This is a genomic window from Priestia sp. YIM B13551 (genome assembly GCF_042787905.1).
Taxonomy (GTDB): domain Bacteria; phylum Bacillota; class Bacilli; order Bacillales; family Bacillaceae_H; genus Priestia.
The window spans coordinates 180659-195662 of record NZ_JBHZOX010000004.1 but is presented as its reverse complement, the minus strand read 5'-3'; the positions used below and the strand labels follow the sequence as shown (position 1 = coordinate 195662).

Sequence of the window (15004 nt, the reverse complement as noted above, 5' to 3'; positions counted from 1 at the left end):
GCCCCGTTACGCATTCTTCATAATAACTGATTCTAAGTTGTTCGCAACCGTTTGACAATAATCCGCGATTTCTTCTAGCGTTTCATAAATTTCTTTATATTGAATAACTTTAATTGGATCTTTACATGTTGCAAATAATTGTTTTAGTGCACGACGATATAATGTATCACAATGTGACTCATACTCTTTAATTTTAATTGCATGTTCACTAATTTGAAGAAGCTTTTTCTCAGACAGCAAATTAATAGTAATTAAAATCTCTTCAGCACAGCCTTGAATATTTTTAACAAATTCAGCTACATATTCATCAAATGTCGTAATTGAATGAATTTCCATTAAAGCAGCAAAGCTGTCGATGCCATCAAGTACATCATCCATGCTCATTGCTAGCTGTAAAATATCTTCACGCTCAATTGGAGTAATAAATGCTTTGTTCAACTCAGTAATCACTGTATGCACGTATTTATCACCTTTTGATTCATACGCTTTTAAAACGTTGGCAAATTCCTTTAGGTCAGATACATTTTGAAGTTCAAAGCTGCCTAAAAACTCTGCTGAGTCCTTAATATTTTGGGCAATGTCCATTAACATTTCAGAAAACTTGTCTTTTTTTCTTTTGATCACGTTGCAATCCTCCATCCAATTTATCGAAACTTTACCACTCGTTTTTTCTCTCTATCTTTTTATATGTGTTCTAGTTTCTTTTTTCATTTAAAGTAATGGATAAAACTTAGCTGTTCATTACTATAACGAGAGAAACCACCTCTCTTGTGTATCAAAAAATTCTAAAAAAACAAACGTTTACCAGAGCAAAAGTCCCAAAAGGTGGTTCTTTTACTTATAGGTTATGCGATTCATTTTTTTACGCCAAGTCAAAAATTACTCCTATTATTGTTAATTGTCAATAACTTTTCAAACACATTTTTTTAGGTCTCTTTACAATACATTAACAATAATACGTTCATTCCTTTTAAAATAAGGGTTTTCAGAGTTTGTATAAAACTGGGATTTACAAAAACTTAACATTACTCCCCTTGTGTAAATAATAAAAGCCAGCTCCTTTAGAACTGGCTTTTATTATTTACTTATTATATTGCTGAAATACATTTTTTACTTTCGGCACGACGTAATGACTTCCGCCTTTATCTTCTACTCCTTCAATCATCATTGAAACGAGTAGGTTTTTCTGTTTTGTATCCACAGCTACAAACCAGCCGTTTTCCTGCCCTTTTTCACCTTGAGTTTTCTTTAATTCTGCCGTTCCAGTTTTTCCAGCCAGGGTTAACCCATCTATCTTTGCAGCATGACCCGTACCGTTCTTATCTTCAATGACATCAACTAAATCCTTTTGAATTAATTGCGCCGTTCCTTTAGATATTACTTGTTTTTTCCATATTCCACTCTCATCACCGTTCATAAGAATAGGCTTTACTATGTTTCCATCGTTTACAATCGATGTATACATCAATGCCAAGTGGAGAGGATTCACTTGCAGTTTCCCCTGGCCATAGCCAGAGTTTGCTAATACTCCCTCATCTTTAATATCTTGATCACCTGCAATTTTAGACGTTTCAAAAGGATAATTAACAGGCATTTTTTGATTGAACCCAAACTGTTTTAAACCACTGTTAAATTTGTCTAAACCTAGCTTCAAAGCAGTCTGCGCAAAATAAATATTATCAGATGTAACATAAGCATCACGTAAATTAACATTCGGCTTGCTTCCCACTCGTGTTACGTAAAAATCCCCCCAGCTTTTATCTTTTTGCCATTTCTTCCCGCTGATTGATATACTTTCGTTTGGATTTACCACACCTTCATCAACCGCTAAAGCTCCCGTGACTAACTTAAATGTAGATCCCGGAGAATACGTTTTGGTAAAGCGATTCATTAACGGCTTATCCGGGTTCGTTGAAAGGAATTGATACGTATTAGCATCGATTCCAAAAGAAAAAGAATTCGGATCAAAAGCTGGCGTGCTTGCAAGACCTAATATTTCTCCCGTTTTAGGTTGAAGAGCAGTAGCTACTCCTTTTTCATCTTTTAACTGTTCATAAAGGGATTTTTGAACATTCGTGTCTACCGTAACTTGAATGCTTTCCCCGTCTTTTGGATTCACTTTTGCAATTTCATTCTTTTTATTACCATCTTTATCTACAGTATAAATCGTGACGCCGTCTCGAGCACGAAGCTTATCTTCATATAAAGACTCTAAGCCAATCATTCCAGCTTTAGACTGAGCATTATAGCCTTCATCTTTATGCTCTTTTAAATATTCCGCTGTGACAGGCGCAACGTATCCAACTAAATGAGCACACGCTTCTTCACAAGGATATACGCGCGCATTTACCTTTTTTTGTTGAATGCCTTCTACTTTTTTCAAAGAATTCTCTAAATTAGAGGCGTCTTTTTGACTAACCGTTTTAATAGGAACAAATTGATTCTCTTTCACCCAAGAAGCGCTCAGTGCTTGATTAATACTTTTTTCTGAAAGAGCAAGAGTCTTGCTTAATTGTTGTATAGATTGCTCCCCGCCTTTAGAAAACTGTTGGGGAACAACTCCAACTTGAATCGCTTCTCCGTTTTGAGCTAAATATTTCCCTGAACGATCCATAATTTCTCCACGCACAGCTGACTGAGTAGCTACTCTTACTTGCTCTCCTTGCTTAAGTCCTTTAAAAATCATATTAGGCTTCCAATTAATATACCAATTCTCTGTATCCCCTTGTTTTTCTTGAACCACAGCAGCATTTTCTTCAAATGAGATTTCACCGGCTACAGAGTTCATGTTTACTTCAAAAGGTAAAACAGCTTTATGGTCTTTTATTTCTAAGTCTTCTATTTTACTTGCCTTCACTTTAAGCTTGTCCGCTTCAATTGCATCATAGATATTTTTATATCGATTTACAAAGTCTTTTTCTGAAATCGTCTTTTTAGCATCTTTAGACAAGTATCCATACATGCCTTTAAAATCTTCTTTATTCCACATGGCTACATATTTATCGAATCGATCCTGTGCTTTCTGTTGATCATTTGAGCAACCGGCAGTTATTAATAAGAGAATTGCCATAGTAAAAAATAGCCACCCAATTCGTCTCATGATGATTTTCCCCCTTTTTCCAATACCATTTCTCTATCATATAAAATTTTACATAAACTTTCCATCAGAAAGTTACCATCAGGAATTAATTGGTATTACAACCCACTAAATTTACATATTTACAAAAAAATCAATAGGTAAATAAGAAAAAAATTGAACATTTTGTGAATATTTTGTGTCTTTTTTGGAAAGTATTTGATATAATAATTGTAAGAAGAAAAAGAATAGGAGGCGACTAAAATGAGAAGATTCTTACAGTTTTACTTTATGTTTAGTTCTCTGTTCTGTTTTGGAAGCGTTTTCGTCCTACTTATGTCTCAAGAATATTATTTTGCACCGTTATTCCTCACACTGGGCTGTTTAAATATTTTTCTCTTTAAAGTATATATTCAAGAAAGTCGAAAAGATAAACAAGCTGCACCTGAAAAACCTAAACCAACAATTTAACGAACTCGTCTCTCGGCTGAGATGAATGTAAAAGAAGAACCGGTGAATTTTTCACCGGTTCTTCTTTTATGACGTTGAAGCTTTTGGAAACCTATCGTTTGCAATAATCTCACCGGTGCTTTCACTCTTTCCTTCACCGTCATCAATATTTAAAAGCGGGAACAATAACTCTCCTACGTGATAAGCTTCTTCTAAATGCGGATAGCCTGATAAAATAAAAGATTCAATTCCTAAGGCTTCATATTCTTTTATTCGTTTCGCTACATTTTCAGCACTGCCTACTAGTGCAGTTCCTGCACCACCCCGGACGAGTCCTACACCTGCCCATAAGTTAGGGCTAATCGTAAGTTCCTCTCTGGTTCCTCTATGAAGGCTCGCCATTCGCTGCTGCCCGACTGAGTCATACCTAGCAAAAGTACGCTGTGCTGCTTGAATCGTGTCGTCGTCCAAATGCTGAATTAATCGATCGGCTGCTTGCCAAGCTTCTTCTTCCGTTTCCCGTACAATAATATGCAAACGAATCCCAAACTTAACGGTTCTGCCTTCTGCTTCTGCTTCTGCTTGCTTTCTCACAGCCGTTATTTTTTCTCTTACTTGTTCAGGAGGTTCGCCCCACGTTAAATACACGTCAGAATGTTTTGCTGCAACTTTTTGTCCTGCGGGTGAAGATCCGCCAAAATAAATAGGTGGAGAAGGTTTTTGAACAGGTGGATACAACAGCTCACTGTTCTCTACATGAATATGTTTTCCTTCATAATTAACCGTATCTCCAGCCAATAACCCTTTCCACACATCTAAAAATTCATCCGCAGCTTCATAACGTTCATCATGTGATAAGAAAAGGCCATCTCCCGCTAATTCTGCCGGATCTCCTCCTGCTACTACATTAACTAGTAAACGACCGTTTGAAATCCGATCAAGAGTCGAGGTCATGCGCGCTGCCACGGAAGGCGCCATAATGCCGGGACGTACAGCTACTAAAAATTTCAAACGCTCTGTTTCAGGTATAAGTGAAGCAGCCAATAGCCACGGGTCTTCGCATGATTTCCCCGTTGGAATCAAAACTCCTTCAAACCCTAACCGGTCAGCTGCTTGAGCAACTTGCCGAAAATATGAATAGTCTGCTGAACGACCTCCTCGATTTGTCCCTAAATATCTTCCATCTCCGTGGGAAGGAATAAACCATAACATTTTCATGATTCAACACTCCTTTTCGTTTGTTCTAGATGATACCCCAGCTCTTTTAATGAACGTTTAATTCTCGCTTCTGCTTCTTCCGCAATAAACTCAATTTCATTTTCTTTCGTATAGGCCACCTCAGAATCAACAATATAAACTCCATGAATAAGAGCAGTAGCTCCTAAAACGGATAAAGTCGGCTTAAATACATAATCAAGAGCCAGTAGGTGAGCAATGGTTCCCCCTGTAGCTATCGGCAGCACGGTTTTATTGTGCAAACCTTTTTCAGGTATTAAATCTAAAAATGTTTTTAAAATTCCTGTGTAGCTAGCTTTATAGATTGGGCTGACAATAATAACGGCATCAGCATCTGCGACTTTCTTTTGAGCTTCTTGAATCGCAGGGCTAGAAAAGTTAGCATATACTAAGTCTTCAGCGGGCAAGTCACGGACATGCACGGTTTTCACTTCATATTTTTCATCTTGTAGATATAATGCAATATACTCGCTTAAAGCAGCTGACCTTGATTGCTTTGAAGGGCTTCCTGTAATAATTGTAACCTGGCTCATTATCATCTCTCCTTTTCACTTATAAAACTGATAGATTTACAAGGATTAATACGTGTATAAATCCTTATTTTATTTTTCACCTGCGTAGCTGTCTCTCCATTTAAGAAGACGCTTTTCTAATACTCGGACAAATGAATCGGTTAATTTGCCTACAACAGCAAAAATGATAATTCCGACAAAAACTACGTCCGTTTGAGAAAACTGTCTAGCATCCATAATCATGTATCCTACACCTTCACTTGCTCCCATTAATTCAGCAACTACCAGTCCGAGCCATGCAATACCTAAAGACAATCGGACACCAAGTAAAATATTAGGAAGAGCAGCTGGTAAAATGAGTTTTGTGATTTGTTTCCATTTACTAAATTGAAGAACACGAGCAACATCAAATAATTTCGAATCAACGCCGCGAATACCTAGATACGTATTAACATAGATTGGGAAAAATGCACCGTTTGCAATTAGCAATATCTTTGAAATTTCACCAAAGCCAAACCATAAGATAAATAAAGGCGCCAATGCAAGGTGAGGAACAGTTCTAAGCATTTGAATAGATGGATCCATATAGTGCTCCGTTTTCTTTGAGAAACCGACAATTACACCAAATAGTAATCCTAGTCCAGCTCCAACGGCAAAACCTATGGCAGCACGCAAAATACTGATTTGAAGATTAGCTCCGAGTTCCCCAGATACGATGAGCTGTTTGAAAGAAAGTACAATATCAACAGGTGTAGGAAGAACAGTTTTGGATACATAGCCCGCAGAACCAATGATTTGCCACACCACGATAAGCAGAAGTGGCATGACAAGAGAACGAAGGAAAATTCCCTGCTTATTTTTCGCTTCTTCCTTTCTTTTTTTCACTTTTTGCAAGTGAGCTGCTGAAGACTGGACATGTCCTGAAACCACAGATGTTTTACTCATTTTCATCACCTCATTTTTCTTTTAATGCTTTTTCAATAAATGAATTATCAACAACATCTCCAGTATCAATTTTCTTTTTAATAACGCCTAAAGATTGTTGAAAATCAGCTGTTCGCTGTTGTTCTGCAATAATTTCTTTAGAGGTTGGGCGATTATAGGCAGGATTATTTTTTAACACTTGTCTTACTACGTCTTTATCTAGATTTTTTTGCTTTGCTAAAATATCCACAGATTCTTCAAAATGTTCGTTTTGCCATTCAAGCGCTTTTTGATAAACTTGTAAAAACTTAACGACTAACTCTGGATGATCTTTTGCAAAGCCTTCTCTTACAATAGTAAAGCCCGGTGAAGCAACCTTTAATGAATCGCCGTCTGCTAAAATACGAGCTTCATTTTTTAAGTTTTGCAGTGAGATAAACGGTTCCCAGATTGACCATGCATCCACTGACCCATTTTCAAATGCTGGCTGAGCTTCGTCTGGCTGAAGCTGAATAATCTTTACATCACTTGGCTTCAACCCATTTTGGTCAAGAGCTCTGTACAATAAATTAAAACCGCTGCTTCCTTTCGCAACCGCGATCTTTTTACCTTTTAAATCTTTTACGCTTTTAATCTTGCTGTTTTTCCCTACTAAAATGGCATTTCCTTTCAACCCGTCGCTGGAATTAGCAATTTCTAAAAACGGAATGTCTGCGCCTTGACCAGAAATAACCGGTGAATTTCCAACTTGGCCGAAATCCAAATGTCCAGATGCTAAACCTTCAAATTGCGGAGGTCCGCTTTGAAACTCTGTCCATTTAACATTTACACCTATTTTTTTAAATTCTTTTTCAAACCATTTTTGGTTTTGTGCCAGCATTAAAGGGCCTAAGCTTTGTTGGATACCAATATTAATCGTAACGTCTTTTGAATCTGCTCCGCTCGCTTTTTCTTTCGTCCCGCACCCAGCCAATGCGAGGACAAGTACAATAGCTGCAGTTAAAAGTAGCTTTTTCATCTGTTCTGTCTCCTTCTCTGTCTTATTGAATCTTTAATGTTCTCCTGCTTCTTCAAATTCTTTCAGTACTTGCTGCCTTAGCTGCTGAAATGGTAACTCTGTCTTTTTTCGCGGATGACTAATTTCTACTGGAACGACCCGGCTAATTTCTCCTGGTCTGGCACTCATAATCACAATTTTAGTCCCCAAGCAAATGGATTCATCTAAATCATGCGTAACAAAAATCATGGTTGTTTTTTCTTTTTTCCATATGTCTAGCAGCACATCTTGCAAATGAGTGCGAGTGAAAGCATCTAATGCACCGAACGGTTCATCTAACAATAAAACCTCTGGATTTCTTAAAAGAGCACGCGCAATAGCAACTCGTTGAGACATCCCTCCAGATAGTTCTCGAGGATAAGCTTTTTCAAATCCTTTCAGCCTGACAATATCAATTAACTCATTTACGCGGTGCCGAACGTTCGAATCTTTCAGCGATAAGTCAGCCGCTATATTTTGCTCCACATTAAGCCATGGGAACAAGCGGTGTTCTTGAAAGATCATTCCCTGTTTAATGCTAGGTCCGGCTATGTGCTTCCCGTTGATTTCAATACGCCCTTCATAATCCATATCAAGTCCTGCAATCATTTTAAGCAGTGTACTTTTTCCGCATCCGCTCGGACCAATAACGGTAATAAATTCACCTTTATTAATCGTAAGATTTACATTTCGCAATGCTTGAGTTACTTGTTCTCCTTTTTGAAATGAGCGGTTAACCGATTGAATCATGACACTCACAGCAATTCCTCCTCCTTGAATTTTCAAATCAAAAGCTCGTTCATCTAAAAACACAAAAGCTCCTACCTGAAAAAGGTAGGAGCTTTCGGTTGACCGATCAGCCCGTTGCTATATTTAACTGATTTGTTATTGGATTATTTTGAATTTTATCATATTAATCCGATTTGTCAACTGTGTTTTATATATTTTATCCTTGTGATTCTTGAGGATTTGGCTTTTTCCATTTAAATACTGAGTTTAAAAATCCGTATATATGCTTAGACTCCTTCGTTAACAAAGGGCCAATAATAGCTAAAATCAATACATAAAGCGCGGCGAATGGCTGAAGAATTGCGGATAATCCTCCTTCAATTCCAATGTTAGCCATAATGATCGAAAACTCGCCTCGTGACATAATCGTTAAACCAATGTTAGTAGAAGCCTTGTGTGACAGCCCGCTTTTTCTTCCTGAAATCATACCGGCTGTAAAGTTACCAATAATCGTAAGCGCAACTGCGCCAAGCGCAAGCCATCCTGCATCCCACAGCGTGAGAGGATCAATACTTAACCCGAAGCTGAAGAAAAAGATAGCTCCAAAGAAATCACGAAACGGTACGACAAGATGTTCAATACGATCGCGATGTTCCGTTTCAGAAAATACAAGACCAAGCAATAACGCACCAATTGCTTCTGCCACGTGAATTGTTTCTGAGAAGCCTGCCACAAAAAACAATACCGCAAAAACGACGATTATAAAGATTTCGTTTGATGAAATATTTAAAAGTTTATTTAGTAGCGGCGTGGCTTTTCGAGCAATGATAAAGAACAGCATCATATAGCCAAACGCAATTAAAATAGATGTTAAAGATCCAGCAAGCGATCCGTGGTCTCCAAGCACCAGCCCTGAAACGACAGAAAGATAAACGGCTAAGAAAATATCTTCAAACATGATGATCCCTAATATCAGTTCCGTTTCTGGATTCGCTGTCCGTTTTAAATCAACCAATACTTTTGCGACAATTGCGCTGGACGAAATCGTAATAATTCCAGCGATAATCAGCACTTCAAGAAGAGGATTTCCTGTCAGGTATCCATACAATAATCCTAAAGTGAAGTTAATTAAAATATAAATAGATCCTCCCACCGCGATGGACCTGCCTGATTTAATTAGCTTTCCAACTGAAAATTCTAATCCTAAATAAAAGAGTAAAAAGAGAACTCCAATTCTCCCCATGAATTCAATAATCTCTTGGCTTTCAATAAACTTCAAACTGAATGAGCCAAACTCAGGAGCATGGGGACCGACCGCCATGCCCAGCAGAATGAGGAATGGAATAATCGTAAATTTAAATTTATGTGCTAGTATAGCCGCTAAAGCCACTAGTAACAAAGCTGTCCCAACTTCAAATACTAAATGATCCAATTATGAACTACCTCCTTGTGAAAGCAATTCTTTAATGAGCGTTTTTAAATTTCCTCTTTCACCAGAGATGACAAGCGTATCTCCTTCTTCAATTAACGTATCTGGTCCTGGGGTGGATAATTTTTTTTGCGTGTTTTTAATGACGGCGATGATAGTGACATCATAGTTGCTGCGAACGTCAATTTCACCAATCGTTTTACTGTGAGCTTTCGCTTGTTTTTCAACTTTGTACCATTCAATCACTAAGTCATTGAATGCCACTTCAATGGTTTCCATTGCTTTTGGCTTGTAAATCATGCCGCCTAAAATTGCAGCTAGCTGTCTTGATTCCGTATCTGTTAACGTAATGTCAAAAATGCTTTCTTCTAAATCTTTTTGATCGAAGTGGTAGATTTCACGTCGTCCATCATCATGAATGATAACGACTACACGGTTTCCTCCGCTTGTCTCAATTTCAAATTTACGGCCGATTCCTGGTAACTCCGTTTCTTTAATCATCATTGAATGATCACTCCTATAAAGTTTTTAAAAAGAATTTTTAAATTTTGCCGCGTTATTTGCATAGAAAATCCGCATAGCAAATAAGCCTAAGAATAGTTGGTAATTTTAGGTTTGAAGAAAAGGCTGTGGAAATTTCAACCTTTTTTATTTAATTGAGGTAACTTGATTGAAAGATTTTTGGATAAAAAAGTGTTTTCTTGAGGATAAAATACGCAATTTGATGCGTCGGAATGATGAGTTTGGCACTCGTCCATACTAAAGCAAAAGTTACTATCACGCTTTGTATGAGGGATCCTATTTGTTTAACGCTGTGCTTAGCTCCTGGAGACATGTGCACAATATCCGTGTAATGCTGAACCGAACTTTTTGTGACCTTCACTTTTTCAAAGTCGTTATCAATAAATTTATCTGGCAAACTCGCAAAAGGCAAGCAGAATATCATGCATAACAATAAGCTCATCCATACATTTTTCATCATCTCACCTCTCTTTCTTCTGAACTAGTATCTCCTTACTTAAAAGTATACGTACTCTGAAATTCAATTTCAAGCAATAAGTTTTTTTTATAAAGATTTACCTTTTTTATAATATTTTCTTAACGTCATTCTTTTTAGATATGTATGCGACACTTAAAAAAATATACAAAAAGCTGGCTTTCTAAGAAGAAAGCCAGCTCATGTTATAGTTCAAGTTCTCCCATTCGAAGGAGTTCTACGACTGCTTGAGAACGCCCCTTGACTCCAAGCTTTTGCATCGCATTAGAAATATGATTTCGAACTGTTTTTTCGCTAATGAATAGTTCACTCGCGATTTCTTTTGTTGTTTTGTCCTGTACTAAAAGCTCGAATACTTCTCGTTCACGCTTTGTAAGTAGCGGTTTAGGTTGAAACTCTTTTTCTTTCAATGTAACCCTCCTTGCCTGATCCTGAGTTGAACTATCGGATGGGTGTAAATTTAGTCAACATATCTTATGTGCGGTATGCCTACGCGGTTACTAGTTTTAGAAAAAATATGCAAAAAACTCTTTTTTACCTTTAAAAAAGAAAAAAGCCTGAAGAAAGAGCCTTCAAGCCATTTTCATATATTTGATAAACACCTTTTCATCTCTTCATTCCAAGGCACGCTTTTTCCCGTTTCTTTAGAAATTTGCACCATTGTTCCTCTCCCGGTGAGTACAACCTCTCTTTGCTCATTTTGAATCATATAGTGTAAATCAACCGACGAACGTCCAATTCTATGAGCTTTTACAAAAACAGATAGCACGTTGCCAAAATACACTTGTTTGACATAATCGCACTGCAAATCAGCCACCACCGGTATCGTTCCCTCATGCTCACTCGTCCACTTTTGCATAAAGCCAATATGGTGAAAGAATTCCGTACGTATTTGTTCAAAATAAACAAAAGGAACCGTATTATTTAAATGCCCAAACATATCTGTTTCCGAAAATCTTACCTTGATCTCCTGCTTAAACGAAAATGACTCTTTCCAATGATCCATGTCTTCAATATACGAAATATTATTCATCTGTATTTCCTCCATTCGTCATAGACAAAATAAAACCTCTCCGCGTGGAGAGGTTTTGAGTGATTATACTTGATCGCTACCAAAGAAACTTCTGAATGCTTGAATTGTTGTATCGCGGTTCAAAGCTGCGATTGAAGTAGTCAATGGAATTCCTTTTGGACATGATTGAACGCAGTTTTGAGAGTTCCCGCAGTTCGCTAGTCCTCCATCACCCATAATCGTCTCTAAACGTTCTCCTTTATTTAACGCACCGGTTGGATGGGCATTAAACAAGCGAACTTGAGAAAGCGGTGCTGGACCGATGAAGTTTGACTTGTCGTTTACGTTTGGACAAGCTTCTAAGCAAACGCCACATGTCATACACTTGGATAACTCATACGCCCACTGACGTTTCTTTTCAGGCATACGCGGTCCTGGACCTAAATCGTATGTGCCATCGATTGGAACCCAGGCTTTTACTTTTTTTAGTGAATCAAACATACGGCTGCGGTCTACTTGCAAGTCACGAACCACAGGAAATGTTTTCATTGGCTGTAAGCGAATTGGCTGTTCTAGTTTATCAACAAGAGCCGTACATGACTGACGAGGTTTACCGTTGATGACCATTGAACAGGCTCCGCATACTTCCTCTAAACAGTTCATTTCCCAGTTTATCGGAGCAACCTCTTTACCTGAAGCATCAACAGGGTTACGTCTGATTTCCATCAGTGCTGAAATAACGTTCATATTCGGACGATACGGAATTTCAAACTCCTGATTGTAAGGAGCAGATTCAGCTGAATCTTGACGTGTAATAATGAAGCGCACTGTCTTTTGGACTGTTTGTTGTTCACTCATTGATTAACGAACCCCCTCTTGTTGTTTTTTTGGTTTTTCATCTTTTTTCTTTGTGTAGTCGCGCTTACGCGGTTTGATTAACGATACGTCTACCTCTTCATAATGGAAAGAAGGAGCCGTTTTCTTATCCACAAAAGATGCCATTGTTGTTTTTAAGAATTCTTCATCGTTACGATCTGGGAAATCTGGCTTATAATGAGCACCGCGACTTTCGTTACGGTTGTAAGCTCCTAGCGTTACAACACGTGAAAGCTGAAGCATGTTTTGCAGCTGACGAGTAAATGTTGCCGCTTGATTACTCCATTTAGCCGTATCATTAATGTTAATACGATCATAGCGTTCAATTAATTCTTGAATCTTTTCATCTGTTTTTAACAGTTTGTCATTGTATCGTACGACTGTCACGTTGTCAGTCATCCATTCCCCTAGCTCTTTATGAAGAACGTATGCATTTTCTGTACCTTGAAGATTCATGATATTGTTCCATTTCTCTTCTTCTTCTTTCACATGACGATCATATACGCTTGAAGAAATAGCATCTGCGCTCTTTTCTAAACCATTGATGTATTCAACCGCTTTAGGACCGGCAACCATACCACCATAAATAGCTGATAATAATGAGTTTGCTCCTAAACGGTTCGCTCCGTGCTGTGAATAATCACACTCACCAGCTGCGAATAAGCCAGGAATATTTGTCATTTGATCGTAATCCACCCATAAACCGCCCATTGAATAGTGTACGGCTGGGAAAATTTTCATTGGTACCTTGCGCGGATCATCGCCCATGAATTTTTCATAGATTTCGATGATACCTCCAAGTTTAATGTCTAGCTCTTTTGGATCTTTATGTGAAAGGTCCAGATAAACCATGTTCTCTCCGTTAATTCCTAACTTCTGCGCTACGCAGACGTCAAAAATTTCACGAGTTGCAATATCACGAGGTACTAAGTTACCGTATGCAGGATATTTTTCCTCTAAGAAATACCAAGGTTTACCGTCTTTATATGTCCAAACGCGTCCGCCTTCTCCACGAGCAGATTCACTCATAAGACGAAGCTTATCATCTCCTGGGATAGCAGTTGGATGAATTTGAATAAACTCTCCGTTTGAATAGTATGCACCTTGCTGATACACAATAGATGCCGCTGAACCTGTATTAATAACTGAGTTCGTCGATTTTCCAAAAACAATTCCAGGTCCACCTGTAGCCATAATAACCGCGTCAGCTGGGAACGTTTTAATTTCCATTGATTTTAAATTCTGTGCAGAAATTCCGCGACAGCTGCGCTCATCGTCAAGAACAGCACCTAAGAATTCCCATCCTTCGTACTTTGTCACAAGTCCGGCAACTTCATAGCGACGAACCTGCTCATCTAATGCGTACAATAATTGTTGACCCGTTGTTGCTCCAGCAAAAGCCGTACGGTGATGCTGCGTCCCGCCAAATCGTCTGAAGTCTAACAAACCCTCAGGAGTACGGTTAAACATAACACCCATGCGGTCAAGTAAGTGAATAATGCCAGGAGCTGCTTCACACATTGCTTTTACAGGTGGCTGGTTGGCTAAAAAGTCTCCGCCGTACACTGTGTCATCAAAGTGTTCCCATGGTGAATCCCCTTCACCTTTCGTATTTACGGCTCCGTTGATTCCACCTTGCGCGCAAACTGAGTGAGATCTTTTTACCGGAACTAGTGAAAATAAATCTACTTGCTTGCCAGACTCAGCAATTTTTATTGTTGCCATCAAGCCAGCTAAACCGCCACCGACTACGATGATTTTTCCGTTACTCATCGGAACCCCACTCCTTCAAAACCTTAATTTTATGCAAATGCGAATAATGTACGAACACCTACAAATGTAAGTGCTAAGAAGATTGCTAATGTCACATAAGTTGAAATTCTTTGAGAACGTGGTGTTACAGTTAACCCCCAGCTAACTCCAAATGACCATAGACCGTTTGCAAAGTGGAAGATCGTAGATACAACACCAACTATGTAGAATGCAAGCATTGCCGGGTTGCTTAAAATTCGTTCCATCATTTGAAAATCTACTTCTTTTCCAAGCGCAGCTTGTATTCTGGTTTCCCATACGTGCCATGTGATGAAGATAAGTGTGATTACACCTGAAACACGCTGAAGGATAAACATCCAGTTACGGAAAAACCCATAGTTGTTAACGTTTGTTTTAGCAGTGAATGCGATGTAAAGACCGTATATTGCGTGAAAAACGATTGGTAAGAAAATAATGAAAATTTCTAGAGCATAGCGGAAAGGTAAGCTCTCCATGAAGTGAGCTGCTTGATTAAATGATTCTTCTCCCTTTGTCGCGAAATGATTCACAACTAAATGCTGTGTTAAGAAAATCCCGATTGGTATTACCCCAAGTAATGAATGGATTCTCCGATATTGAAACTCTCTGTTTGCCGCCATCTGCGTAGACCCCCCTTAGTTAAATGAACATAGTTTGTGAAGAACTTTCTTACTCCCACTAGACAAATAGATTAATCGTGAATATAGGAAATGAAAACCTTTGCATTTCCTAATAAAGTATGTGACAGGTTAATTTTACTCCCATCGATTAAGAGCGTCAAGGCAAGATATTTAAATCTTCTATAAAATATAAATTTATAAAATTTTATATTTGTTAACGCTTACTATATTGATGTTACAGATTTTTTCTTTCTATTATAATATTGCTTGCCACAACTAAGTAAGCGTTTACTTTATACTTTTATTGTAAACAAGT

Annotated in this window: 16 protein-coding genes; 1 reads left to right on the top strand and 15 read right to left on the bottom strand. The window is 38.1% G+C overall.

The window, feature by feature from the left end; all coding sequences use genetic code 11:
* Nucleotides 1-6: 6 nt before the first annotated feature.
* Both ACFX4N_RS20680 and ACFX4N_RS20675 read right to left on the bottom strand, forming a co-directional pair.
* The gene (locus ACFX4N_RS20680) at nt 7-639 is read right to left on the bottom strand and encodes a DUF47 domain-containing protein (protein ID WP_029711160.1); all 633 of its coding nucleotides are present in this window, start codon (nt 637-639) and stop codon (nt 7-9) included.
* 442 nt (nt 640-1081) lie between these two features.
* Nucleotides 1082-3100, bottom strand: a complete 2019-nt coding sequence (locus ACFX4N_RS20675) for a penicillin-binding transpeptidase domain-containing protein (RefSeq protein WP_192099959.1) — start codon at nt 3098-3100, stop codon at nt 1082-1084.
* Nucleotides 3101-3340: 240 nt separating this feature from the next.
* Between ACFX4N_RS20675 and ACFX4N_RS20670 the strand changes: the two genes are divergently transcribed.
* Nucleotides 3341-3547, top strand: coding sequence for a hypothetical protein (locus ACFX4N_RS20670; protein ID WP_013059387.1), 207 nt, complete (start codon nt 3341-3343; stop codon nt 3545-3547).
* A gap of 66 nt (nt 3548-3613) precedes the next feature.
* On the opposite strand, the gene ssuD is transcribed toward ACFX4N_RS20670, so the two are convergent.
* From ssuD to ACFX4N_RS20605, 13 genes are all read right to left on the bottom strand, one after another.
* A complete protein-coding gene (gene ssuD, locus ACFX4N_RS20665; protein WP_377262327.1) occupies nt 3614-4744 on the bottom strand; it encodes an FMNH2-dependent alkanesulfonate monooxygenase in 1131 nt (376 codons plus the stop codon).
* Entirely contained in the window at nt 4741-5295 is a 555-nt protein-coding gene (gene ssuE / locus ACFX4N_RS20660; RefSeq protein ID WP_025601445.1) for an NADPH-dependent FMN reductase, read from the bottom strand. Before ssuE ends, ssuD begins: the two co-directional genes overlap by 4 nt.
* A gap of 69 nt (nt 5296-5364) precedes the next feature.
* Nucleotides 5365-6099 carry an ABC transporter permease gene (locus tag ACFX4N_RS20655; protein ID WP_370506076.1) on the bottom strand — a complete coding sequence of 245 codons (735 nt, stop codon included), beginning with the start codon at nt 6097-6099 and terminating at the stop codon, nt 5365-5367.
* Between the two features lie 130 nt (nt 6100-6229).
* Nucleotides 6230-7216: an aliphatic sulfonate ABC transporter substrate-binding protein gene (locus ACFX4N_RS20650; protein WP_013059391.1), complete on the bottom strand. Its 987-nt coding sequence runs from the start codon at nt 7214-7216 to the stop codon at nt 6230-6232.
* A gap of 33 nt (nt 7217-7249) precedes the next feature.
* On the bottom strand, nt 7250-7993 hold the full coding sequence (locus ACFX4N_RS20645; protein WP_371399833.1) for an ABC transporter ATP-binding protein: 744 nt from the start codon (nt 7991-7993) through the stop codon (nt 7250-7252).
* Nucleotides 7994-8180: 187 nt separating this feature from the next.
* Complete coding sequence (locus ACFX4N_RS20640; protein ID WP_053487762.1) at nt 8181-9395, bottom strand: cation:proton antiporter; 1215 nt, start codon at nt 9393-9395, stop codon at nt 8181-8183.
* Complete coding sequence (locus ACFX4N_RS20635) at nt 9396-9896, bottom strand: cation:proton antiporter regulatory subunit (RefSeq protein ID WP_013085158.1); 501 nt, start codon at nt 9894-9896, stop codon at nt 9396-9398.
* Between the two features lie 148 nt (nt 9897-10044).
* Nucleotides 10045-10371, bottom strand: coding sequence for a hypothetical protein (locus ACFX4N_RS20630; RefSeq protein ID WP_013059395.1), 327 nt, complete (start codon nt 10369-10371; stop codon nt 10045-10047).
* Between the two features lie 203 nt (nt 10372-10574).
* Nucleotides 10575-10799 (bottom strand): spore germination transcription factor GerE, encoded by a 225-nt coding sequence (gene gerE, locus ACFX4N_RS20625; RefSeq protein ID WP_013059396.1) that lies wholly within the window; start codon nt 10797-10799, stop codon nt 10575-10577.
* A 173-nt stretch (nt 10800-10972) separates the two neighbouring features.
* Nucleotides 10973-11422, bottom strand: a complete 450-nt coding sequence (locus ACFX4N_RS20620) for an acyl-CoA thioesterase (RefSeq protein ID WP_029320056.1) — start codon at nt 11420-11422, stop codon at nt 10973-10975.
* 63 nt (nt 11423-11485) lie between these two features.
* The gene (gene sdhB, locus ACFX4N_RS20615; protein WP_013059398.1) at nt 11486-12259 is read right to left on the bottom strand and encodes a succinate dehydrogenase iron-sulfur subunit; all 774 of its coding nucleotides are present in this window, start codon (nt 12257-12259) and stop codon (nt 11486-11488) included.
* A gap of 3 nt (nt 12260-12262) precedes the next feature.
* Nucleotides 12263-14050: a succinate dehydrogenase flavoprotein subunit gene (sdhA, locus tag ACFX4N_RS20610; RefSeq protein ID WP_013059399.1), complete on the bottom strand. Its 1788-nt coding sequence runs from the start codon at nt 14048-14050 to the stop codon at nt 12263-12265.
* A 29-nt stretch (nt 14051-14079) separates the two neighbouring features.
* Nucleotides 14080-14688: a succinate dehydrogenase cytochrome b558 subunit gene (locus tag ACFX4N_RS20605; protein ID WP_013059400.1), complete on the bottom strand. Its 609-nt coding sequence runs from the start codon at nt 14686-14688 to the stop codon at nt 14080-14082.
* Nucleotides 14689-15004 lie beyond the last annotated feature (316 nt).